21 protein-coding genes are annotated in these 22,645 nt (G+C 49.1%); 7 read left to right on the forward strand and 14 right to left on the reverse strand.

Translation table 11 applies throughout. The features are described from left to right. The first annotated feature begins 65 nt into the window (after positions 1–65). A complete protein-coding gene (locus tag GWC95_RS09435; protein WP_161818454.1) occupies positions 66–413 on the forward strand; it encodes a HesB/IscA family protein in 348 nt (115 codons plus the stop codon). 138 nt (positions 414–551) lie between these two features. Here the strand turns inward: GWC95_RS09435 and secDF are convergent, their stop codons facing one another. The 3 genes from secDF to GWC95_RS09450 form a co-directional block, all read right to left on the reverse strand. Continuing rightward, positions 552–3,656 carry a protein translocase subunit SecDF gene (gene secDF, locus GWC95_RS09440; protein WP_161818455.1) on the reverse strand — a complete coding sequence of 1,035 codons (3,105 nt, stop codon included), beginning with the start codon at positions 3,654–3,656 and terminating at the stop codon, positions 552–554. Between the two features lie 163 nt (positions 3,657–3,819). Continuing rightward, positions 3,820–4,287 carry an FKBP-type peptidyl-prolyl cis-trans isomerase gene (locus GWC95_RS09445; RefSeq protein WP_161818456.1) on the reverse strand — a complete coding sequence of 156 codons (468 nt, stop codon included), beginning with the start codon at positions 4,285–4,287 and terminating at the stop codon, positions 3,820–3,822. 33 nt (positions 4,288–4,320) lie between these two features. Beyond that, the gene (locus GWC95_RS09450; RefSeq protein ID WP_161818457.1) at positions 4,321–4,695 is read right to left on the reverse strand and encodes a hypothetical protein; all 375 of its coding nucleotides are present in this window, start codon (positions 4,693–4,695) and stop codon (positions 4,321–4,323) included. Positions 4,696–4,793: 98 nt separating this feature from the next. Here GWC95_RS09450 and GWC95_RS09455 point away from each other — a divergent pair, with 98 nt between their 5' ends. Then, positions 4,794–5,513 (forward strand): lysoplasmalogenase, encoded by a 720-nt coding sequence (locus GWC95_RS09455; protein WP_161818458.1) that lies wholly within the window; start codon positions 4,794–4,796, stop codon positions 5,511–5,513. A 47-nt stretch (positions 5,514–5,560) separates the two neighbouring features. Continuing rightward, entirely contained in the window at positions 5,561–6,277 is a 717-nt protein-coding gene (locus GWC95_RS09460) for a lysoplasmalogenase (protein ID WP_161818459.1), read from the forward strand. A gap of 7 nt (positions 6,278–6,284) precedes the next feature. Here GWC95_RS09460 and GWC95_RS09465 read toward each other — a convergent pair whose 3' ends face one another. The 3 genes from GWC95_RS09465 to GWC95_RS09475 form a co-directional block, all read right to left on the reverse strand. Beyond that, positions 6,285–6,770: a hypothetical protein gene (locus tag GWC95_RS09465; protein ID WP_161818460.1), complete on the reverse strand. Its 486-nt coding sequence runs from the start codon at positions 6,768–6,770 to the stop codon at positions 6,285–6,287. A 109-nt stretch (positions 6,771–6,879) separates the two neighbouring features. Beyond that, positions 6,880–9,306 carry a sodium-translocating pyrophosphatase gene (locus GWC95_RS09470; RefSeq protein ID WP_161818461.1) on the reverse strand — a complete coding sequence of 809 codons (2,427 nt, stop codon included), beginning with the start codon at positions 9,304–9,306 and terminating at the stop codon, positions 6,880–6,882. 118 nt (positions 9,307–9,424) lie between these two features. Then, complete coding sequence (locus tag GWC95_RS09475; RefSeq protein WP_161818462.1) at positions 9,425–10,657, reverse strand: serine hydrolase domain-containing protein; 1,233 nt, start codon at positions 10,655–10,657, stop codon at positions 9,425–9,427. Positions 10,658–10,772: 115 nt separating this feature from the next. On the opposite strand from GWC95_RS09475, the gene serA reads away from it, so the two are divergent. Beyond that, positions 10,773–12,011, forward strand: a complete 1,239-nt coding sequence (gene serA, locus GWC95_RS09480) for a phosphoglycerate dehydrogenase (RefSeq protein ID WP_161818463.1) — start codon at positions 10,773–10,775, stop codon at positions 12,009–12,011. A gap of 288 nt (positions 12,012–12,299) precedes the next feature. Here the strand turns inward: serA and GWC95_RS09485 are convergent, their stop codons facing one another. The 6 genes from GWC95_RS09485 to GWC95_RS09510 all read right to left on the reverse strand — a co-directional run bounded on the left by GWC95_RS09485 (position 12,300) and on the right by GWC95_RS09510 (position 18,830). After that, positions 12,300–12,995 carry a CPBP family intramembrane glutamic endopeptidase gene (locus tag GWC95_RS09485; protein WP_161818464.1) on the reverse strand — a complete coding sequence of 232 codons (696 nt, stop codon included), beginning with the start codon at positions 12,993–12,995 and terminating at the stop codon, positions 12,300–12,302. A gap of 228 nt (positions 12,996–13,223) precedes the next feature. Then, positions 13,224–13,736 (reverse strand): hypothetical protein, encoded by a 513-nt coding sequence (locus GWC95_RS09490; protein ID WP_161818465.1) that lies wholly within the window; start codon positions 13,734–13,736, stop codon positions 13,224–13,226. Continuing rightward, positions 13,733–14,455: a copper homeostasis protein CutC gene (locus GWC95_RS09495; protein ID WP_161818466.1), complete on the reverse strand. Its 723-nt coding sequence runs from the start codon at positions 14,453–14,455 to the stop codon at positions 13,733–13,735. Before GWC95_RS09495 ends, GWC95_RS09490 begins: the two co-directional genes overlap by 4 nt. A 40-nt stretch (positions 14,456–14,495) precedes the next feature. Next, positions 14,496–15,509 (reverse strand): isoaspartyl peptidase/L-asparaginase family protein, encoded by a 1,014-nt coding sequence (locus tag GWC95_RS09500; RefSeq protein WP_161818467.1) that lies wholly within the window; start codon positions 15,507–15,509, stop codon positions 14,496–14,498. A gap of 49 nt (positions 15,510–15,558) precedes the next feature. Further along, a complete protein-coding gene (locus GWC95_RS09505; protein WP_161818468.1) occupies positions 15,559–15,867 on the reverse strand; it encodes a phosphoribosylpyrophosphate synthetase in 309 nt (102 codons plus the stop codon). Positions 15,868–16,025: 158 nt separating this feature from the next. Beyond that, on the reverse strand, positions 16,026–18,830 hold the full coding sequence (locus GWC95_RS09510) for a M14 family metallopeptidase (protein WP_161818469.1): 2,805 nt from the start codon (positions 18,828–18,830) through the stop codon (positions 16,026–16,028). A 247-nt stretch (positions 18,831–19,077) separates the two neighbouring features. Between GWC95_RS09510 and GWC95_RS09515 the strand changes: the two genes are divergently transcribed. The 3 genes from GWC95_RS09515 to GWC95_RS09525 are packed head-to-tail and all read left to right on the forward strand — an operon-like array spanning position 19,078 to position 20,494. Continuing rightward, the gene (locus GWC95_RS09515; RefSeq protein WP_161818470.1) at positions 19,078–19,305 is read left to right on the forward strand and encodes a hypothetical protein; all 228 of its coding nucleotides are present in this window, start codon (positions 19,078–19,080) and stop codon (positions 19,303–19,305) included. A gap of 45 nt (positions 19,306–19,350) precedes the next feature. Beyond that, positions 19,351–19,959: a Crp/Fnr family transcriptional regulator gene (locus tag GWC95_RS09520; RefSeq protein WP_161818471.1), complete on the forward strand. Its 609-nt coding sequence runs from the start codon at positions 19,351–19,353 to the stop codon at positions 19,957–19,959. Between the two features lie 58 nt (positions 19,960–20,017). Further along, positions 20,018–20,494, forward strand: a complete 477-nt coding sequence (locus GWC95_RS09525) for a hypothetical protein (protein WP_161818472.1) — start codon at positions 20,018–20,020, stop codon at positions 20,492–20,494. A 303-nt stretch (positions 20,495–20,797) separates the two neighbouring features. Here GWC95_RS09525 and GWC95_RS09530 read toward each other — a convergent pair whose 3' ends face one another. After that, positions 20,798–21,295: a hypothetical protein gene (locus tag GWC95_RS09530; protein WP_161818473.1), complete on the reverse strand. Its 498-nt coding sequence runs from the start codon at positions 21,293–21,295 to the stop codon at positions 20,798–20,800. 119 nt (positions 21,296–21,414) lie between these two features. Beyond that, complete coding sequence (locus tag GWC95_RS09535; protein ID WP_161818474.1) at positions 21,415–22,584, reverse strand: PQQ-dependent sugar dehydrogenase; 1,170 nt, start codon at positions 22,582–22,584, stop codon at positions 21,415–21,417. Positions 22,585–22,645: the final 61 nt, after the last annotated feature.

Raw genomic sequence — 22,645 nt, forward strand, 5'->3', positions numbered from 1 at the left:
GTTCGTAATTTTACAACCAATAGGAGCCGGGCCAAGGTAAACGAAGGCCGGCTAAAAAAAAGAAAATGGAAACACTAACAAATACATCACCCGTAACCCTTACAGAAGGCGCAGTTGCCGAGATCCGGCGGTTGATGAACGAAGAGGGGTTTGATACAACGCAGTTCCTCCGTATTGGCGTAAAAGGCGGCGGTTGCAGTGGTATGACGTATGTGCTCGGCTTCGATCACATCCAGCCCGAAGATGAAAAATTCGAGATCGCAGGTGTGGCGTGCATCATGAACAAGAGCCACAAACTCTACCTGTTCGGAATGGAAGTGGATTGGCAGGGCGGATTGAACAGCCGCGGATTTACTTTCAGCAACCCGAACGCCAGTAAAACATGCGGTTGCGGAACATCGTTCTCCGTCTAGTCTTAAAAATAGTATCGATAACAGGAGCCACGTTTTTTACCGTGGCTTTTTTGTTGACAGGATGGCCATGTACAAAAAACAAAAGGGTTAAAGCGGTTTGACCCACTTTAACCCTTTTGGTTATTTCAATCGCCCTGGTTACTTTTTAGCAGCTTCCGGCGCTTTTTTACCCAATGGCCTGTTCTTCGCAAAATCTACGAGAACCGGTGCGGCCACGAAGATAGAAGAGTAGGTTCCGGTAACAACCCCGATCAGCATTGCGAACGCAAAACCGCGTGTTACTTCCCCACCGAAAATGAAGAGGATGAGGATGGTCAGGAACACGGTCAATGATGTCATGATCGTACGGCTCAGTGTTTCATTGATCGCACGGTTGATCACCACTGCATTGTCTGAACCCTTCATCAGTGAACTGTCTTCACGGATACGGTCGTAAACGATCACCGTATCGTTCATCGAGAACCCGATCACCGTCAATATCGCTGCAATGAAGTGCTGGTCTATTTCGAGCGGGAACGGCACGATCTTACGTGCAAAACTGAACACGATTAATGTTACAAATACGTCGTGCAGCAATGCGAAGATCGTTCCCAGTGAATACCTCCAGTCGCGGAAACGGATGAAGATGTACAAACAGATCACGATGATACCAAAGACAACCGCTTTTGTTGCACCTTTTTTCAGATCGTCTGAAATGGTTGGCAATACCGTTTGCGAGCTTTGTTTGTAGTTCCTGTCAAAGTCAACATACGATGTTCCGGGCGCCAGGTGGTTTTTCAACCCGTTGTACAATTTCGCTTCAACGAGTGAATCGATATTGCTTCCGGTTTCCTTGATCTTATAAGAAGTAGTGATGTTGATCTGGTTCTTGGTATCCACGGTTTTGATCAATACCGCCTCGCCAAATTCTGCTTTCAGCTCATCGCGGATCTGGTCTTCGTTCACCGCTTTTTCAAAACGCACGGTGTAACTGCGTCCACCGGAGAACTCAACCCCTTCATCAAATGCATCTGCACGGAAGAAGGTGCTGATACCGGCAATAAAGATCACGACAGAAAGCGCGTAAGCGTATTTCCTGTATTCGATGAATTTGAAAGAAGCGTGTTTGAATATCCTTCTTGAGATACCTGTGAAATATTCAAAGTGGCGGTTCTTGTTCATGTAGATGTCGGTGATCAGGCGGGACACCATGATTCCGCAGAACAACGACAATAAGATACCGATGATCTGCGTGGTTGCGAAACCGAGTACCGGGCCCAAACCGAAGTAGGCAAGGATGATCGCGGTAAGCAAAGTGGTAACGTGCGCATCCAGTACGGGAGAGAGGGAACGTTTGTAACCATCGTTAACCGCATTCTGGTAACTCTTTCCCTTGGTAAGTTCTTCTTTGATACGCTCGAAGATGATTACGTTGGTATCCACCGCGAGGCCAACCGTTAACACGAGACCTGCGATGCCCGGCGCCGTAAGCGTAAAGCCCAATGCACTCAGGATACCGATGGTGAACAGGAGGTTGAGAATGAGGGCGATGTTGGCAACCCATCCGCCTGTGTTAAAGTAAAGCAGCATCAACGCGAAGATCACGATGAAGGAGATCAGGAACGACAATCCGCCGCCCTGGATAGAGGCCTTTCCGAGGGTAGGGCCCACCTGTTGTTCCTGGATGATCTTCGCAGGGGCAGGAAGTTTACCGCTCTCGAGGATCTGTGCAAGATCCTGCGCTTCTTTTACGCTATAGTTACCTGCGATCTGTGAGTTTCCGTTAGGGATCTCACCGTTCACCGTAGGTGCAGAGTAAACAAAATTATCGAGTACAACAGCGATCGGTTTGCCAACGTTGCGGGCTGTCATTTTTGCCCAGATCGCGGTACCGGCTTTGTCCATGTTCATTTTAATGGCAGGGCGGCCTTTCTCGTCAAAATCCTGTCCTGCACTGATGCCTTCTCCACCCAACTCGGCCTGGCCGTTGTCGAGCGTTTTGATGGCATACAACATCAGGATGTCTTTCACATTCGGGTCATCCAGTTCCGCTTTACCATACATAAATACCAGGTTGGATGGGAACTTGCTTTTCACCACATCCATTCTCAGGTAATCGTTAAGGGTACCGGTATCTTTTGATGATACATAACCCAGCGCCGCCGGGTAATATACCTTACCTGTTTTATCCTGCGATGGCTGTGTGAACCTGATCAACCTTGCGACCGGGTTTTTGTTGGCCTGTTTTGCAAGACTGTCTGCAGATGCATTCGATTTTGAAGAGGCTGCAGGCGTGAGGTTCGACAGGGTCGCTGTTTTGCTGGTATCTGTTTTAGCAGGTGCAACAGCAGCAGTTGCGGTTGTATCTTTTACGGCAGCCTTTGTGGTGTCTGCGGTTTTGGTTCCGTTGAGGAAATCTTCAACTGCTTTATCCGCAGCGATCACGCCGTTCTGGATATCGCGGCTTTCGAAAGTATACACTTCGAAGAACTGGAGGTTGGCGGTTGACTGCAGGAAGGCACGTACCCTTTCTTTGTCGGTAACGCCGGCCAGTTCGATGCTGATGTAGCCTTTAACAGGGTCGGGGTTGATGTTTGGCGATGCCACACCAAACCGGTCGATCCTCGTGCGGAGGATCCTGTAAGTGGTGTTGAAAGCAGTAGTGGCCTGATCTTTCAGGTAAGCAGCCACTGCATCATCGCTGGCATCTATCTTCACTTTCCCGTTGCTGCGGGCGGCGAAATAAGTGGCCAGCCTGGTATCGGGGCTCACTTTCTTCAATTCCTGCCGGAAGAGGGAAATAAGGTCTGCACTTGTATTTGCCTTGATGGCTACCGCCTGGCTAAGGGCCTTGTTGAAGTTTACGTCTTTGGTATAGTTGGCGAGGGATTTCAGCAATCCGTCGAGGCCAACTTCCATCGTAACGCTCATACCACCCTGGAGGTCGAGACCGAGCATCAGCTCTTTGTCTTTCGCACTGCGGTACGTGGTCAGGCCAAACGCGAGTTTGGTATCCTTCGTACTGTCGAGCAGGCGTTTCAGCCTTTCTTTTTTGAGGTCGGCGAGTGTGTCGGCATAAGCGGCCTGTAACTCTTTGTTTCCGGGGTACTTAACTTCCGGGGCGGGGAATCGTTTCAGCCATTCTGTGGCTTTCTTGTCCATCGCACTTTCGTGATTTTTTACGAACCAGGTGAAGGACAATTGATACAGGCAGATGAGTATCAAAGCAATCGCAAAAAATCGCACTAAACCTTTCAGTTGCATATTAGTAACGGTTTACAAATTTTTTTAGAGCGGCAAAGATAGGGGAATGGGAATGAAATAGGTGGAACAAGTTTTGACGGGGTAAGGCGCAGGTTACAGGCCCAGGCCGCACCCGGGATTTTCACCCATGCAGCCTGTGGCCAGGATCCTGTGGGCCAACGGATTATTTCACATCGTTCACGGTAATATCAAAGAAGATCGGCGCATTGCCCGGTATGGCCGGCAGGTTACCCCCGCAGCTGTAAGCGAGCGCCGAAGGAATAATGAGTTTGATGCGGCCGCCTTTCCTGATCAGGGGGATGCCTAATTTCCAGCCATCGATCACACTGCTCAGTTGCCAGTCCTGCGACACGGCAACAGAAGTGAAAACCGTCCCATCCATCAGTTTACCTGTATATACCACCGATACGGTGTTGTTAACGGTAATGGCCGGGCCCGAACCAGGGGCGATGATCTCGTATAAAAAGCCGTTGGGATTTTCAGAAGCGGTGATGCCATTGGCAGTAGCATAGGCCTGCAACTGCACTTTTTCGTTCGCCACGGGAATCGGCTGGCAGCCGGTATCCGCCTTACCACACGAATTCAATAAAAGAAGGGAGAGAATAAGCAGGGAGCCAAGGATTTTTTTCATGAACATTTTTTTAGATAGACTGTTTTTCAGCTGTTAAGGCTGCTTTGGTGATTGATTTTCGGACCTGTTTTTTGCCGAAAGCAGTTCGCGGTACCGCTGTTCCTGCATTTCCCATTTGAATTTGCGGTAAAAAAAAGCCATGAAAAAGGAGAGAAGCAGGATGGCGATAAGCAATACGACCGAGCTCATCCTCGAATTGGCCACCATGTTCGCCCTGGTGAACCAGCCCGTTTCCAGGCAGATGATCACACCTGCACCGATGGCAAAACCGGAAGACAATCCCACCACGAACGGTTTTGCACTCGTTCTTTCTTTCTCCCGGTTCTTTTCCCAGAAATGCAGGAACGCTTCATTTTCATGACTCAACATGCCGCGAAAATAAGCTGTTAGCCTATAGCCAGCGGCCATGCTCCCTTATTTTTTTGGGCCCTTGTGCCGAAACACTGTTTTTCCCGGTTATTTTTTCCAGCACCCGTAAGCACGCGGCGCATAAATGAAGTATTTTGGTGACCTCAACCAAGCTGCTGATGCATTTTGTAAAGAAGTACGGGGCTCTTATTTTCCTGGCACTGCTGCTGGCCCACCTGTGTTGTATCTACTGGGGGCCGGCTCCCTGGCGAATGGTGTCGAAGCTGGTATTGATCCCGTTCCTTCTATTGTATTTATCCGCTTCGCGGGAAGGTATTGTGCATCCGCTCGTGGTAGCAGGATTGGTTTGTTCGTTTGCCGGCGATGTGTTCCTCGCTTTTTCGGGCGAGATCTTCTTCCTGGCGGGAATGTTTGCTTTTATATGTACGCATGTATGCAACCTTGCCTATTTTGTAAAGCTGCGCAGAGCGGTTACGCCGTCGGGTGGCAGGGAGTTTATGCCCGCTATGGCAGGCTATATGATCGTATTGGGCTGTTATGTGATGTTCCACCTGTTCAACCATTTGGGCAACCTACGGGTGCCCATTATTGTGTACATGCTCATTATTAGTGCAATGGCCATCGCAGCGGCAGGCACAGCGGTGAATGCGTTGATACGAAAGGCCGCGGTAATGTATTTTATGCCGGGCGCGGCATTGTTTGCTTTGTCGGACGGCATTTTGGCGATGAACAAATTCGCGTGGCACGAACCCATGGCCGACCTTGCGGTAATGGCAACATACGGTGCCGCGCAGTTCTGCCTGGTAAAAGGATTTATCAAAATAACTCAAATAAAAGTTCACTCACCCGGGTCATAAACTTGAATGGCAGCGTGTTAGAACAATAATGCGCGATAAAGAAAATTATGCAGGCGTTTTTCAACAAAAGAATATTGACGATATATTGGCTGGTACTGCTGGTTCATCTCGTGTTCCAGTACTTCGTGCTCCCGTACCGTGCGGTTACCAAACCGATGCTGGTGCCCCTTTTGCTTACTTATCTTCTGTTGAAAGACGACAATATTGGAAAACCCGCGGGAAAATTCCTGTTCTACATCGGGCTCTTTCTTGCCTTTTTCGGGGATGTATTTCTTATCCTTATCAACGACACCTTTTTCCTCGCGGGCATGGTTGCCTTTATGCTGATGAACCTGTTTTACAGCATTTCATTTCTGTGCCTCAGCCCGTTCAGGCTCAGTAAGAGTTTGCCCTTTTTTGTTTCACTGGTGTTGCTGTCTTCGCTTGCCATCTGGATCTACAATGGCCTCGCCGAAGGCATGGGCGATTACCGCATGCCGGTAACGATCTATCTTTTCTCGCTCATCTTCCTCGTTGGCTTCGCCATCAACGTAACCAACAACGAAAGGCACAGGAAAACAGCGTTGCGCTTCCTGGTACCGGGCACCGTGATCTTCATGATGGAAAACATACTGGTGGCAGTAAACCTGTTTATGCTCGATAAGGACAAAGATGTCTACATCGCCATTATGTTTACGTATGGACTTGCACAGTACCTCATTGTAAAAGGCATGCGGCAGGCCTATCTTCCAACGAATGTTGGGGGGAATGGCACGCCCGCTTAGGCCTCAGTTATTCTCCAGCTTTTGTTCTGTAAGCGTTCACGGAATAGGTGTGCAGGGTGCGGACACGGAGCCTGTCGTTTTTAAAACTAACTTCCCTGTATTCCATAAAGTTGTTCTTCTTATCGAGAAAACCGATCAACGCGGTAAGCGGTTCCCTGCCTTTGCGAACCGCAACGATGGGCTCTCTTCCGAAATTGGGGATGTTTACAGAATCCGTAAGGCGCAGTTCCTTGCATTGAATATGAACCGTGTAATGAAAGGTCCGTTTTGTTTCATACAAACCAACATAGAATTTCCAATCGTTCAATTCGTCTTTAAGCGGCTCGCTGTATTCTGCCGCCGGCGTGGTTTTTACAACGGACCTGGTTTCGGAAACGGGAACGGGTTCATCCACTTTCACAACTTCTGCCCCTGTAACAACAGCTGTTTTTTTTGTAACCGTTCCGTCGCATGAAACCAACAGGAAAGCGCAAATGGCGAAAATATATTTCATGAAATAAATATAATAAAAAATGAATTTGATTTTCGTGGCGTGAAAAAATCAACGCAAAAAAAAATCCCGGCCTAAGCCAGGATCTTTTCTATGATTGTTCTGATCGTAATTATTTCTTCGTCTGGATGTCAACGATGAAATTCTGCTGACCTCCAAAGAACGACGCATATTTCATTTTGATATTGTCTGGCTGTTGTTTGTCGTTGATGTAAAGAACACCATCTTTCATTTTCAAAGTGGCATTGTCGCCGGCGATCACGCCATCTGCTTTCAATGCTGCGGTGAGCGATTTAAATGCACGCGCATCGCCGTACATAACGGTTTTAACAATGGCCGTATCGCTGCTGTTTACTTTTGCATCCACGCGTTGTTCGATCGCCTGGTTCACTTTCGGCCCTGCCTTGTGCAATGTTGCAAGGGTAGGGGCAATGACCAGCGATACGATCGACATCAGTTTAATAAGGATGTTCATGGATGGCCCTGAAGTATCTTTAAACGGATCACCAACGGTATCGCCCGTTACCGATGCTTTGTGGGGCTCTGAACCTTTGTAATAGATGGTTCCGTTGATATCGGCGCCTGTTTCAAAAGATTTTTTGGCATTGTCCCATGCACCGCCTGCATTGTTCTGGAACATACCCATCAGTACACCACTTACGGTGGCTCCTGCCAGGAAGCCGCCCAGTACTTCGGCTCCGAATACAAACCCGATGATGATCGGCGAGATGATCGCGATGGCGCCCGGCACCATCATTTTTTTGAGGGATGCTTCGGTAGAAATGGCAACGCATTTGTCGTACTCCGGCTTGCCCGTACCATCCATGATTCCTGGAATGCTGTGGAACTGTCGGCGTACTTCCTGTACCATGGCCATTGCAGCTTCACCCACCGCGCGGATGGCGAGAGAGGAGAAGATGAATGGGATCATACCACCTACAAAAAGGCCGGCGAGTACGTCTGCATGGTAAATATCGATTCCGTCAATACCCGCGATACCAACGAATGCCGCAAAGAGCGCGAGCGCCGTTAATGCCGCAGAGGCAATCGCAAAACCTTTACCGGTTGCTGCAGTGGTGTTACCAACTGCATCGAGGATGTCCGTTTTTTCGCGAACGTCTTTTGGCAATTCGCTCATTTCGGCGATACCGCCTGCATTGTCAGCGATCGGGCCAAATGCATCGATCGCGAGTTGCATGGCCGTAGTGGCCATCATACCTGCTGCGGCTATGGCCACACCATACAAACCTGCACAGGCATACGATCCATAGATACCACCGGCAAGAACAATGATCGGCAACAGCGTACTTTCCATACCGATCGCCAGGCCACCGATGATGTTGGTGGCATGCCCCGTAGACGACTGGCGGATGATGCTGTTTACCGGGCGTTTGCCCATTGCAGTATAATATTCGGTAATGATACTCATTAATGTACCCACGGCAAGACCCACCATGATCGCACCAAAAATGCGGTTCGGTGTAAAGTCGAAACCTCTCAGCACCATGTGCTCCGGCATGAGCCAGTTAACGAGAAAATAGGAGGCTACTGCGGTCAATACGATCGATCCCCAGTTGCCCATGTTCAATGCGGCCTGCACTTTTTGGGTGCCAACACCGGCTGCATCTGATATTTTTACAAACCATGTTCCGATGATCGAGAAAAGGATACCCATGGCCGCGATGAGCATAGGGAGGAGGATGGGTGACAACCCGCTGAACCTGTCGTTCAGCAATGCGCCGCCCGCACCTGTCACTTCTCTTCCGAGAACCATTGTTGCAAGAACTGTTGCCACATAGCTGCCGAACAGATCGGCGCCCATACCGGCAACGTCTCCCACGTTATCTCCCACGTTGTCTGCAATGGTTGCAGGGTTGCGCGGATCGTCTTCAGGAATGCCTGCTTCTACTTTACCTACGAGGTCGGCGCCCACATCTGCTGCCTTGGTATAGATACCACCACCCACACGCGCAAACAACGCGATGCTTTCTGCGCCCAGCGAGAATCCGGTGAGCACTTCGATGGTTCTTTTCATTTCTTCGCTGTCAACAGCGGCGTTCGGTGCAAAGATCATTTTGAGGATGATGAAGAGTGCTCCCAGGCCCAATACCGCCAGACCCGCAACACCCATTCCCATTACCGATCCACCGGTGAAGGAAACCTTCAGGGCCTTGCTGAGGCTTGTTCTTGCGGCCTGCGCCGTACGAACGTTTGCCTTAGTGGCCACTTTCATACCGATAAAACCGGCCAGGGCACTGAAAAACGCACCCAGTACAAATGCCAGTGCAATGCTCCAGTGGCTGTTGGCGTCAGAATAACCCATCACACCCAACAACAGCCCAACCACTACTACAAAATAGCCGAGGATCTTGTATTCCGCTTTCAGGAAAGCCATGGCACCTTCTGCGATGTAGGTGCTGATCTCTTTCATACGGTCACTGCCCGCATCCTGCTTCGATACCCAATTAAATTTTATCAATGTGTAAAGGAGACCTACGATCCCCATTGCCGGGACGGCATAAAACATGATTCTTTCCATAAAGCGATTTAATCTGCTGTTTTTTAAAAGTCTGCAAAAATAGGAGGATTTGGCTAAAAACGCTCCCTATCGCCCCTTTTCTGTGCGAGTGTGTATAAAATGAGCGGCCTGCGGTAAGTTATTGGTCTATCAGGTCGAGCGAAGTAGTGTCTGCCCGGCCCGTAAACACCGAGCTCATCTTTCCCGCGCTCCAGATGGCCCGGTTGAAGTTGTTGCCGATGATGATCACCGTTGCCGTATCGGCCACCAGCCGTTTGAATGATGCGGTATTGCCATGCCACCATCCGTTGTGGTAAACAATGGTAGGATCCGGCGGATGAACCAGCAGGTGCCAGCCCAACCCGTAATTTTTCTCGCCCCGCTTTTCAAAACTATACGGTGTATAGGCCAATTCCTGGCTTTTGGCCGAGATAAACGTACCTAGGTACAGGGCGCGGTCCCACAAAAGCAGGTCGCGCACGGTAGTGTACACGTTCTTGTCTCCATAAATACAATCCAGCTTCTCCAGTTTAAAAGGTGAAAACCGGTAATTGTACGAAGGAACGTAATTGGCAGAATCCTTTATGCTGAACACATAACTGTGCTTCATGCCCAGCGGTTGGAACACGTACGTTGTAAGGTAAGTGGGAAAGTCCATCCCCGAGATCTCTTCCACGATCAGGGCAAGTATGGCGAAATTGGTATTGCAGTAATTGTAAAAACGGTTTGGCGTGCCGATCAGTGCCGGACGGCGCATGGCGAGGTAATTGAGCACATCGCGGTTGGTGGCAAGCCCGTTGAAGGTGAGCGGCGTTTTGATGGTGCGGTACCGCGTAATGGTGCGCCCCTTCCTGTTCTTTGTTTTGTAAGCTTCTGAACGCGTGCCCTGCATGAACACCTCGTATTTCTGCAACCCGCTCCTGTGCGAAAGCAGGTTTTTGATGGTGATGTTTTCATAAGGGAACGAAGGCAGGTATTTCTGAACACGGTCTTCGAGCGAAAGCTTTCCTTCCTCCATCAATTTCAAAATCGCCGCCGAAGTGAAGGTTTTTGAAATAGAGGCCACGTGCAGCGGTGTGGTAGAATCGATGGCTTTGCGCGTCCTCGTATCATAAATACCACGGTAGTCTTCAAAAACGATCTCGCCGTTCTTTGCCAGAAGGATGCCCCCGCTGAAATTGCCCCTTCCCAAACCATTCCTGAAAAGCGGTTCGATGGCCGCTGCGTAATAGGCTTTTTCTTTCCCGCTGAGCGGGGTGAAGCCATCTATGTGATTGGTGGTTACGGCACTTTTCAACTCAGGCGAAGATGATTGAGAACCACAGGCTATCACAAGAAAGGTAAACAATGGGATCATCTTCGAAATCTGCATGCGGAGTCAATTTTGTTCGTAAGCTGCAAAGGTAATGCCCGCCGTTGGCCGCTGTTGTAACGTGGAAAACTATCTACATTGGGCTAAAACAAATAACATTGTTATTTTCGTGGGCATGAGCAAGCAAGCGACCACCAGTTATCCGAAAGACCGGATCAATATTCTTTTTCTTGAAAACATCAGCGACAAAGCCGTTCAGCAGTTCAACCGGAATGGCTATGTAAAGGCGCGCAAACTTACGGGTGCCCTGAGCGAGGAGGAGCTGATCAGGGAGATCAAAGACGTTCATCTACTCGGCATCCGTTCCAAAACACATATCTCCGCAAAAGTGCTCGCTGCAGCTACCAAGTTACAGGCGATCGGCTGTTTTTGCATAGGGGTGAACCAGGTTGACCTGAAAGCCGCCACCCAGGCCGGTGTTGTTGTGTTCAACGCGCCCTACAGCAATACAAGAAGCGTGGCCGAACTGGTGATCGGTTCGTCGATCATGCTCATCCGCCGCATCATCGATAAGAACAATGCGGCGCACAAAGGCATCTGGATGAAGGATGCCAAAGGCAGTTACGAGCTGCGCGGAAAAACACTCGGCATCATCGGCTATGGGAACATCGGATCGCAGGTAAGCGTGCTGGCCGAGAGCCTGGGCATGAAGGTGCTGTTTTACGATACCGAAACCAAACTGCCCCTGGGCAATGCATCGGCCGCGAAAAACCTGAAGGAGCTCGTATCTCAATCGGATATCATCTCCCTGCATGTGCCCGAAACAAACCAGACAAAAAACCTGATCAATAAATCATTGCTCAAATCATTCAAACCCGGATCCATATTGATCAACTATGCAAGGGGAGAAGTGGTAGACCTCAAAGCCCTGGCCAATTCGCTCGAAGACGGCAGCCTCAGCGGCGCGGCCATCGATGTGTATCCATGGGAACCCGAAAAGAACGGCGATACCTTTGAAACGCCTTTGCAGGGTTTACCCAATGTGCTACTTACGCCGCACATCGGCGGGTCTACGGAAGAAGCACAGCAGAACATTGGTGAAGACGTGAGCGTTAAACTGTTCCAATACCTCGAACGCGGCATCACCAACGGATCGCACACGGTTCCGGCCATCGGCCTGCCGCCGGTTGAGAATGCGCACCGCATCCTTCACATACACCACAATGTTCCGGGCGTATTGAGCGAGATCAATACGGCATTGTCTAAAAACAACATCAATATCCTCGGCCAATACCTCAAAACAAACGATGCGGTGGGTTATGTGGTGCTGGATGTTGACAAAAAACTTTCCAAAGAAGCCATTGCGTTGATGAAGAATGTAAAAGGCACGATCAAGGTGCGGATGTTGTATTAATTTAGTGGCGCCCGGTAATTGAAGCCGGCTATATACTATTTGTAAAGGACCCATAATCGGAGCCTCGCGTCAAATGTGTGTGTTCCAAATGCCAATTGCTAAAGAAGAATCAATTTCTAAATACAACAAAACACTATATTGCTGAAAAAAAATCGGCTGCCTTCGGACTTCATTTGTCCCCTCGAACAGTATTGAATGTATCGGGCCGCCGCCCATTATTGTTCTACTTTGCACAGTTTATCTTCATCCATTCATTGAACAAGGGCTGGCTCGTTGCCTGATCTTTTTTTAAGAAACAATTTTCCCGCTCCGTATGCGCTTGTAAGCAATTATTATTTCAGTGGTATTCATAAGAAAATGCAATGCAATCACCAATGAGAGGTTCCTTGTGTATAGGTAGAAAATCCCGAATGCCAAACCGAGTACGAAGTAGGGAACCAATTCTCCCTTCAGTTTTCTCACATGTGCAAGCGAAAACAAAGCCGCTCCGAAGCTTATGATTACAAGAGGGTCCACAGCCCAGATGTTCATCAATATGTAAAATAAAACCTGCCGGTACAGTACTTCTTCCAGCACAACACCTTCTAAAGTAAACAACGAAAAAAACAGCAGTTCTGTATTGTTTTTCGGGAGAAGGCTTCCTGGCAGAATTTTGCCTTTAAAGACTTGCGTGTACTTCTCTTCCCCGCGGCTTTTTTTGAAAAATGGCACGCATTCCAGAACCAAAGGAATCAGGCAAAATGTTACGATGCTATCGACCACAATACCTGGAATGTTTGGTTTCTTATAAGCTCCCCATGCAGAAATACTAGTAAACAGGGTCTTGTCAAGCAGGTAAAAAACAGCTATTACCGTGAGCGTAAGTCCGAAATGATACAGATAAAACAATATGAGATTTCCGCCGGCCAGCTTAAACAAGCTCCGCCATGCATACCCTATGGTAAAACTGAAAACGCAAAGCAGGAGTAAGAGGAGATAAAACATGGTAAGCAGCCGAATTTAGCGATTATTTTCACAAATGAAATTAATCAAACCGGGTAACATAAACAGTAGCGGTAGCACTGCTTTCGGTCAGCCGTATGTCACGGTATTATTACTGGTATTTATTCAAATTTAAAACCAATCTCTGAAAAGAAATTTAGACAGATTGGTTACAGGTTGGTTCAGATAATACGAATAATCCAAAGAAAACGGTTACAAACCTATACAAGATTACTCTATCGCTTTCAGTATTTTTCTCCCCCTGCTCCTGAATGCGGCTGTTTCCATGTCCCATCTCTCTTCAATGACCAGTTTCAATTCAGCGCGGATGTCGGGGTATTTTTTGGAGAGATTGAAGAGGGTTGTCAGCGCGAAAGCCTTAACGGCAACCGGTGTGGCGGGCGATTCGATAAATGCGAAACATACGTTCATCACTTCGCCATGAAATTCCTCCGGTATCTCTATCGCTTCAAGGATGCGTACCGAATTTCTCACTACCGCATTGTGTACGTCTTTGCGCTGCATCTGCGCAACAAGTTCTTTGATGTACGGAACGATCATACCCGGCTGCTGCCTCGCGGCCCAGCTCACGCTCCATGCGGCGCGCTGCGCAATGCGGTAGTCATCCGACAGAAAACACTTCATCAGTTCCCTGAAGTTCTTTTTCGATGCACAGGCATACGCAGCAATTTTCAATGCCTGCGCTTTCGAATGTTCTGCCCCTAGTTCTTGCAGTATGTTCACTGTTGTGCGTTGAAGGCGGCTTTCATTTTCCTGATCTCATCCACATCTACCGAAACATTTTTCAGTTCTTCGTTCATACTTTCCTTTTTGTAGGCCATCAAAGAGGCCTCATTGGTTCTTGCGGAAGAATGCATCTCCACTGCACCCGTATAATCAGCGATCTCTTTGATGTTGCTGCTGCGAACACCACTCCCCGGAAGGATGATGATGCGGTCGCCTGCTTTTTCAACCAGGTCCCTGAGCACTGTCTTCGCGTCGCCGGCATTGGGTACCTGCCCGCTGGTGAGGATCCGCTGGCAACCACAACGGATGATGGTTTCAAGCGATTCGACCGGATCGGTCGAACGGTCGAAAGCCCGGTGAAACGTGACTTCCATGGGGTATGCGAGGGAAACCAGCTCTTTTGTGCGTGTGGCATCTATGGTTCCGTCTGCAAGCAGCAAACCGGTTACCACACCTTCAAAACCCAGTTCTTTACAAAGGGCGATGTCTTTCTTTATCACTTCAAACTCGCCGGCGGTGTACAGAAAATCCCCGCCCCTTGGACGAATGATCGGGAACACCGGTATTTTGATCTTTTCCCTCGCTGTTTTCAATGTTCCGTATGATGGCGTGGTGCCGCCTTCGCCGGGATTTTCGCAGAGTTCGAGCCTGTCGGCGCCAGCTTCAACGGCCCGCAAGGCGGATCCTATGTTGAATACGGCTATTTCTAACAACAATGTTTTCTGTTTTTGATTTTAAATGAACGGTTGCGAAAATTTACAGCAGGTATTTTCCATCCACCAGGAAATTTTTATCGTCGGCATAGCATACGGCAAAGTCAAAACCTTTCTGGATGCAGTATCCGCCGTATTGCCCCTGTTTGTTGATGGCGATGAAACCTACCTGTATTTCCTTTGCCTTGCTGCCTTTGATCCGGATGATGCGTTCCACTGCCTTTTTACAGGCCGCTTCGGGCGAAAGGCCCTGCCGCATAAGTTCAACCACAAGATGGGAGCCACAGATGCGGATCACGTCTTCGCCCTGGCCGGTTGCAGTAGCGGCGCCCACTTCGTTGTCTACAAACAGGCCCGCACCAATGATGGGCGAGTCGCCCAGCCGGCCGCGCATTTTAAAACCCTGTCCGCTTGTGGTGCAGCTGCCGCTCAGGTTGCCCGCCGCATCCATTGCCACCATGCCGATGGTATCATGGTTCCATTCTCCGTTGTCGAAACGTTTGGGGGCAGAGGAAGTTTGGCTCTTTGTGTTTTCGATGTTGATCACAGGTTTGTACTCGCCTTTCCTGAGCCACTCTTTGTAGTTGCGTTCCGCTTCGGCCGACAGTTGCTGTGGTTCAAGGGGGAAGCCCTGTTCAACGGCAAACTGCTGTGCACCGGAGCCCACCAGCATTACATGTGGTGTTTTTTCCATCACGCGGCGCGCCACCGATACGGGATGTTTGATGCGCTCGAGGAAAGCAACGCTTCCGCAGTTGGCATGTTCATCCATAATGCAGGAATCGAGTGTAACAAAACCATCGCGGTCGGGATTGGCGCCGAGTCCTACGCAGCAATTCTGCGAAGCCTCCGTAACCATCACGCCCTGCTCCACGGCATCCAGTGCGCGGCCGCCATTGCGCAAAACGTTCCAGGCGGCGGCATTGGCGGCAATGCCCGTTTGCCAGGTAGAAATAACGATCGGTTTGCGCGCGGCCATCTTTCCCCCGGCAAAGCCTTTGAACGAGAAAGCGCCGAGGCCAAGTGAGCTGAGGTGAAGGAATTTTCTTCTTTGCATAACAACAATTGGAGTCGGGAGTAAAAGTTTCTGGACCGATCCGGAACTTCTAACTCTCGTGTACGTATAATTTCTGGATCATCTGTTCACTCACGGCATCGCTGTAAACACCGTAGGCGCTGATGAGCGTTCCTTTCATGGAGCCGTCGAGCGACTGAACCGCGTAGATCACGCTGGAATCGGAAGGGTTGGTCTCGCCTTCGAAACGGTAATGTTCAACAATTTCGAATTGGGAAGGGGAGAGACAAACACCCGAGGCCTGGCATTGAATGTTGTCAAACGCAATGTTGAAATCGGTGGTAAATCCACGATTCTTCAGATCCTTTAATGCATCAACCAGGTTTTCGTACACGTGCATGGGTGGTGATTTTATCGGATAAAGTTAGCGATTAGCCGGGTATAATCAGTGTTGAGCTATTTATTGATGAGATAAAAAGTATTTATTCTTCACCGGGCAAAAAAATACTGCGCATTTCGTGGTGCGCAGTATTTTTTTAAGACGGTCAGCCGTGTTGGTTATTTCTTTCCAACCACTGGCGCCGTTGTATACAATTCATTAAACAACAACTTGAAGGTTCCATGCGTTTGTGCGCGGAAAGTGATCTCGGGGCCGAATGCATAGAGTTTTCCCTGGCCCACATTGGCAACAAAAGCTGCCACGCCGTTTTGCAGGTAGGCTTGTCCCCAGGCCCATCCGCTGCGCAGTGGTTTTGCGTTCGGGAACCATGCGATCGGCTTCACGGCGCCTTTTGCGTTTGCATCGGGTGCGATGTTGAACACGGGGCTCGCATCGAAATACACATCAGCCTGCGCATTCATTCCCCATGCGGCCTGTTCTGTTGAGTCGATGCTAACGCGCAGTATGCTTCCCGGTATGTAATATTTTTCACCAGGCAGCCTTTGTTCCTGTCCGTTCACCATTTCAACAAGCGCGTTGCTTACCGGCAGATTCAGGTGATAGGCGAGGTTGGTGCTTGATCCGATGGTAACGATATCGCCACCTTCTTCCATGAATTTTTTCAGTTGCGGGATGGATTTATCGGCGCTGATCCTTCCCTGCATTCTTTTGAATTCATCGGGAATGTTGTCGCTGGCACCGCCACCAAATCCGCCGCCGCCAAAACCACCACGTCCGCCGGCAAGAACGCTCGGTGGTGCGGGGATGGCGCCATCAACAAAAATGATCACATCGTATTTGGCACGAAGGCCGCCGGTGTCGATGTCTTTCGGATAGATCACCTCTACCGGGTAATGGTATTGCTCCATGATAAAGCGAACCCACCCCGAAGGCATCGATCCGCCATAGGTATCCCACAATGCGATGCGCGATGGCGCGATCTTCTTCAGTGATACCGGGCGTTTTGCGATGGTGCCAACCTGGAGGCCGTTTTCCGCAGCCGATTTTTCAACGATGGATTTTGCTTTTGCAGACGCCGGAACAAAGAAAGAACCGATGGCCGCATTGGTTCCTGCAACGGCTTCCTGCACGCGAAACACTTCAACGCCTTCTTTCAGCAAGTCGTTCGCCGCGGTGTAAGATGCATTTGATTGTGAATTGAGGATATAACCGGCAGAAGCGGTGGGCAAGGCCGGAGCCTTGGCAGACTGCAGTTCCCCGTAAGGGATGCGTTCAAACGGCCCGGTGAAATCATCCAGGAAGCGATCGTACCTGATGCCCATTGAATACGCGAGCGTCCATCCAGCAGCATCATAAGGCGCTACCGGCGGGCCGCCCGGGTAAAGGAAATCGTTCGGGTGATCCTGTGGTTCCATGAGATCCATCACGTGCGGGCGGAATGCCTGGTTTGTTTTGATCACATAGGATCCTTCGGGGTATTCTTTACCGCCAACGGTGAATTTAGCAGACGCTTTGTGCACCAGCACGCCCGTCCTGATCAGCGCATTTACAAAACGCACCGCCGTAGGGAAATCGGGTTGATCGGAAGGAAGGATATAGCCACGCGGATCGCGGAGAGACGCATTTTTCAGAACGCTGTCGTAGAATTTCATCGGCACGCCGCCGCCGCCAAATCCACCACCGCCACCGGGGCGTTGTGGCGCTGCCGTGGTGCCGTTTCGCTGCTGTTCATTCTTGTTGAGTTGTTCGATCTCGGCAATCTTCTTGGGAGATAAGGTCCAGTAATCCTTGCTTCCGCGTTCGATGGAATTTCTTCCCATCTTGTACATGTTGTACAGCAACAGGTCGCTGTTGCGCGCCGCATAATCGAGTACGGCATAATTCATCGATACGGAATAGTCGATCGAATTCCTGAAATACCATTTCTGCGGTAACACGGGATAATTTGTTGCGCCGCTCGGTATCAAACGCTGCGGAACCAGCGGAATGTCCTGTGGTGTTGGGCCGCCGATGATCTCGGTCAGCAAACCGATCATGTTGTGGAAATACGTGGTTGTTCTCAATCCACCATTGTACCAGGTTGAATAGTTCGAGCCTGCGCGTTGCGTGTACCCTGGTTTTCCTTCGAGGTTAAGGCGGTTGCTCATGGTGGCGCCTACCGCATCGAGGCCCGAAATAATACCCGGGTCAAAAGCATAGTTGAACGGGTCGCGGAAAGGAGGGCCCGCTACCACCGCGCCCGGAGGGCCGGTCTGGTGGTGGTTGTACATGATCTGCGGCAGCCATTCGATATACAGTTGCCTGTTTATGTTCTGTGTTTCGCGCAGGTTCATCATAAAGAAATCGCGGTTGTTGTCGTGGCCCGCGTATTTTTCATAGAGCCTTGGCAGCTGGCTGGTTGATCTTTTTTCAGGCGCCGGGTTGCGCATGTACCAGTTGGAAACGAGTTCCTGTCCGTCTGGGTTGGCATGTGTGCAAAGCACGATCACATTGTCGAGGATCCGCATGGTCTCTGCGTCTTTGCGGCTGGTGAGTTGGTAGATGATCTCGATCAGCTGGTGAGCGCCTACTACTTCGGTAGCGTGCAGGCCGCCGTCGATCCATACCACGGTTTTACCTTCTGCAGCGAGCGCACGTGCCTGCTCATCGGTAAGGTCTTCGGCGTGTGCGAGGCGACGGGAGATCTCTTTGTAACGATCCAGTTTCTTCTGGTTGGCAGGAGAGGTGATGATCATCATGAACTGGGAACGGCCTTCTTCGGTCTTGCCGATGTCTACCAGCTTGGCGCGGTCGGAAGCGGCTGCAACTTTCTTCACATAGGCTTCGGTCTGTGTGTAAGTAGCGAGCTGGTAATTGTCGCCGATGTTGAACCCGAAATGTTCCTTCGGCGTCGGGATGTTTTGTGCATTTGAGAACAGGGCCAGCAAGAGCATGGCCAGGAGACAGGTTTTTTTCCGTAGCATTCAGTTGGTTTTGGGTGTTAGGCACCGCTGGGGGCGGAACATGAATTTTTTTCTCACCCTATAAAAATATCCGGTTAAATCCTTTTTAAAAAATTAAAATCAGGGAATCGGTGAGGAGTTGGTTTTGGGGGCTGAAAACAGGAATTGATCTTTTTTGGGTATGGGTGGCATTTGAGAAATGGAATTTGATCTACATCAAACCCGGAAAAAACAATCGGTTTTAATTTCATGGCCTGATATCCATGTTATGAAAAACCCAATAGAATTCCTGTGCAGGCTGTTGTTCCATCTCGATCTTTCCGGGCCGGTAGACGATGCCTTCCGGGATTATGCGCGGATGTGTGGCGAACAGCCGAATCCCGATGATCCGTATGAAACTGACGCAGAACCCGCAAAAAGCCGGTTTGAAGAATCCCGCGGTATTATCTATATATATGATATACACGCAACCATTTCTAAGATCGAAGTGTCATAGGCAGGATCCGGCTGCCGGTGCGGATGACCTTTTCAAAATTATCATGTGGAACCCATTCAATCTTTATATAAGATACGCCCCGTAATTGATTACTGGAACAGCATTTATGAAATGCCGGAGGAACTGCTGCGGGACATCTATAAGGCCGTTCGGGTGCAGACGTTCCAGAAAGGCGAACTGTTGCTGGTGCCGGGCAAAACATCCAATTACGCGAGTTTTGTGTTGGAAGGACTCGTGAAAAGTTATTATCTGAAGGATGATGATATGACCGAGGTGGTAACCAAGTTCCTTTATGAGCAAACGATCATTACGTCCATCTTCAGTTTTTACAGCCGCCGGCCGGGCAATGAATATATTGTTGCCCTGGAAGACACCACGGTTGCCAGCCTGCACTATGATGCCATGCAGGAATTGCTGAAGAACCACCCGGTGTTCAACACCATTATACGCGTGACAACCGAGCGGTACCTGTTTTTCCTGGAGGTTGAACTGTACAACATGCGCAAGCCGCTGGCCGAAGACCGTTATCGTTTTTTCATCAAGCATTTCCCGCATCTGCAGCAAAGGCTCGCTTTGAAGGATATTGCTTCATACCTTGGAATGACGATTGAAACGCTGAGTCGTATTAGAGGGAGATATCGTAAGGCGGTTTAGGGGGCGGTCACCAGGCATTGATGTAGTTGTCCATTGTAACCTTCATGTAATTTTAGGTATGAAAAATACTATAACACTGGCTGCATTTTGTCTGATAGGCTTGCTTGGTCAGGCACAAATCCCGTTCTATAAGGGTAAAAGTGTGCTAGAAAGCAGAACGTTTGATTCGCTTAAACGGGATATTGTCCGGGACATCACCACACGAATTAAGGGCATATCAAGGGATGATCTCCTGTTTTTCAAAATCGATCTTGACAACAAGGGCGTTGCCTCAGTCAAGGAACTGTATAAGACAGAAAGTGACATATCAGCTAAAGTCCGCGCGGCACTGAATGCAACAGCGACATGCTGGAGCAATAAAGCCGGAAAGAAAATCACGCTTGTAATTCCTGTCTTTTTAATTGTCGATAAAGAAGAAGGAAAGCTTCCAAAGGAATTTTACTCAACGTTAACTTCAAGGACTATAGATGACACTGGCGCGTTGAATTGCGTGCTGATCCCACCGGTTATTGTGAACTTTTTTCAATATCAATAACTATAAAACGTTGGATATCTGAGTCAGAAAAACTTAAGGAACCCAGAAAATCCTTTGACTCGAGTTAATGCTCACCCTCTGATCGAGTTTTATATTATTATTGTCCTATAATTAACATTATGTTAAATGAGTTAGCTTAACTGATCTTGTTTTATCTGTCTGCGTCCAAAGTCATTGCACGAAATATTCCAGCGGCTAAAGTTATCGCTAACCCACACGGCTATGGTTTACATAAACTACAAAGAATTGAATGGAATTGAAGGATTATTATTCACGGATTATTACTGCATTAATTTGCGGTATTCATGCCCAAGTTCCGGTAAGGCCAAAACGTTCAAACTGGGCCGCAACTGGCACTAAGTTGTTATATATATTCATCAATATTGTATTTGTATCTGCAATATCTCCTAATTCAAACTTAAACAGTTCGTGAAACTGCGTTTTATCTTCATCGTCAGCAGTCACAATATCCCAAACATATAGGTGTGTCAAATCTGATGGGTTCCATTCGTATTTTCCATGAATCATTAAATTTCGATAGTCTACCTTTGACCTTAGTACCTCAAAGATCTGCTTCGATTGAGAAAGCAATTTTTCATCTTTTTGCCTAATGGCCTTCTGCGCCATATCCACTTTTACAGCAAATGTTGTCCTTTTTAAATCCACAGGCTTTTCTTCTTTGTAAGCTTTAGAATAAATAATTATTCTTAAAAGTTGATGTTCGATCAGGCCACAGATATAGTTTATTTCACCGCGAATCCTAATGTCTAATGTGGTTGTCAGCAATTCTAATTGTTCCATACTACAATTTACGCCAAACAATTATGTTGTAATTTTCGGCCCCTCCCAATTGAAATAATCTAATGTTGAGATCTGATATTGGCCAGCGGCAAAGAAGTACTTTATAATTGTTTACAAATCTACTGCGGCATCAACCTAATAATCCTCCCCGGCCCCTCCACACTCACATAAATCAACCCATCCGGCCCTTGTTTCACATTTCGTACACGGCCCACACCTTCGAGCATTTTGGTTTCTTTGGTGATGGTATTGTTGCCGACCTGGAGCCGCGTCAGGTGTGTAAAGGCCAGCGAGCCAACAAGCACGTTTCCTTTCCAGGGGCCGTATTTGTTACTGGTAATAAACGCCATCCCGCATGGGGCGATCGAGGGGGTCCAGGTATGGATGGGATTGGTAATGCCGGCTGCTTCCGGGTTGGCACTGATCATACTGCCATCGTAATTGACGCCGTATGAATAGAACGGCCAGCCGTAATTGTTTCCTTTGCGGATGATGTTGATCTCGTCCCCTCCTTTCGGGCCGTGCTCGTCTTCCCATATTTCATTGGTGAAGGGATTTAAGGCGAGCCCCTGCGGATTGCGGTGGCCATAGGTGAAAACGGTCGATGGTACTGTATTCCCGGGCAGAATGGGATTATCGGCAGGAGCCTTCCCGTCTGGTGTCATACGGTGCACTTTACCCCATTCCGCTTTTACATTCTGTGCGTTTTTGTTGAGCGAATTCGCGCCGCCCTGTGTTCCCGGGCCACCCTCACCCACGCTCACGTACAGGAAACCCGCATTGTCAAATGCGATCCTGCTCCCGTAGTGACCGCCCCAGGTATTGGGTGTTGATGCCACCAGCAGGGTTTCCAGGTTGGCAATCGCGGTGCCATTGATCCTGAACCGGACCAGGGTAAGAACACCATTCTTATTGGCATCAAAACCCGAATAGGTACAATACACCCAGCCATTGGCCGCGTAATCAGGGTGAACTTTAATGTCAAGTAGGCCTCCCTGCCCATTGGTGTTTACTGCTGGCAGGCCGGTAATTTCTATAACCGCTCCCGTGTGATAGCGGTGGAGTTTGCCTTTCTTTTCTGTGAAGAGCAGATCGCCATCGGGCAGGAAATCCATTCCCCAGATGATCTCATAACCCGTGATGAGGGTCTCTGTTTTAATGGTGGGTTCAACGGTCGATGGCGGATCGTCTCCAGGAACACCGGAAGTATCTTTTTTTGTGCACGACGAAACAGTTATGGTAAATGCTGCTGCAAACAGCCAGGCGGCAAAGGATCTGGAGCGTAACATAGGATTTGGTTTTATGGTACAGGGGCCATCTGCCATGCTGCAAAAAAAGAGCCAGCTATTC

It is taken from the genome of Sediminibacterium roseum, from assembly GCF_009939005.1.
In the GTDB taxonomy this organism is placed as follows: Bacteria; Bacteroidota; Bacteroidia; order Chitinophagales; family Chitinophagaceae; genus Sediminibacterium; species Sediminibacterium roseum.

Bases quoted from the DNA above. Each gene is read 5' to 3' on its own strand.
- GWC95_RS09470 (WP_161818461.1), bottom strand. From the start codon at position 9,306: ATGGAAAGAATCATGTTTTATGCCGTCCCGGCAATGGGGATCGTAGGT.
- GWC95_RS09435 (WP_161818454.1), top strand. From the start codon at position 66: ATGGAAACACTAACAAATACATCACCCGTAACCCTTACAGAAGGCGCA.
- GWC95_RS09525 (WP_161818472.1), top strand. From the start codon at position 20,018: ATGAAAAATACTATAACACTGGCTGCATTTTGTCTGATAGGCTTGCTT.
- GWC95_RS09500 (WP_161818467.1), bottom strand. From the start codon at position 15,509: ATGCAAAGAAGAAAATTCCTTCACCTCAGCTCACTTGGCCTCGGCGCT.
- GWC95_RS09505 (WP_161818468.1), bottom strand. From the start codon at position 15,867: ATGCACGTGTACGAAAACCTGGTTGATGCATTAAAGGATCTGAAGAAT.
- GWC95_RS09530 (WP_161818473.1), bottom strand. From the start codon at position 21,295: ATGGAACAATTAGAATTGCTGACAACCACATTAGACATTAGGATTCGC.
- secDF (WP_161818455.1), bottom strand. From the start codon at position 3,656: ATGCAACTGAAAGGTTTAGTGCGATTTTTTGCGATTGCTTTGATACTC.
- GWC95_RS09535 (WP_161818474.1), bottom strand. From the start codon at position 22,584: ATGTTACGCTCCAGATCCTTTGCCGCCTGGCTGTTTGCAGCAGCATTT.
- GWC95_RS09485 (WP_161818464.1), bottom strand. From the start codon at position 12,995: ATGTTTTATCTCCTCTTACTCCTGCTTTGCGTTTTCAGTTTTACCATA.
- serA (WP_161818463.1), top strand. From the start codon at position 10,773: ATGAGCAAGCAAGCGACCACCAGTTATCCGAAAGACCGGATCAATATT.
- GWC95_RS09445 (WP_161818456.1), bottom strand. From the start codon at position 4,287: ATGAAAAAAATCCTTGGCTCCCTGCTTATTCTCTCCCTTCTTTTATTG.
- GWC95_RS09460 (WP_161818459.1), top strand. From the start codon at position 5,561: ATGCAGGCGTTTTTCAACAAAAGAATATTGACGATATATTGGCTGGTA.
- GWC95_RS09510 (WP_161818469.1), bottom strand. From the start codon at position 18,830: ATGCTACGGAAAAAAACCTGTCTCCTGGCCATGCTCTTGCTGGCCCTG.
- GWC95_RS09515 (WP_161818470.1), top strand. From the start codon at position 19,078: ATGAAAAACCCAATAGAATTCCTGTGCAGGCTGTTGTTCCATCTCGAT.
- GWC95_RS09465 (WP_161818460.1), bottom strand. From the start codon at position 6,770: ATGAAATATATTTTCGCCATTTGCGCTTTCCTGTTGGTTTCATGCGAC.
- GWC95_RS09450 (WP_161818457.1), bottom strand. From the start codon at position 4,695: ATGGCCGCTGGCTATAGGCTAACAGCTTATTTTCGCGGCATGTTGAGT.
- GWC95_RS09475 (WP_161818462.1), bottom strand. From the start codon at position 10,657: ATGCAGATTTCGAAGATGATCCCATTGTTTACCTTTCTTGTGATAGCC.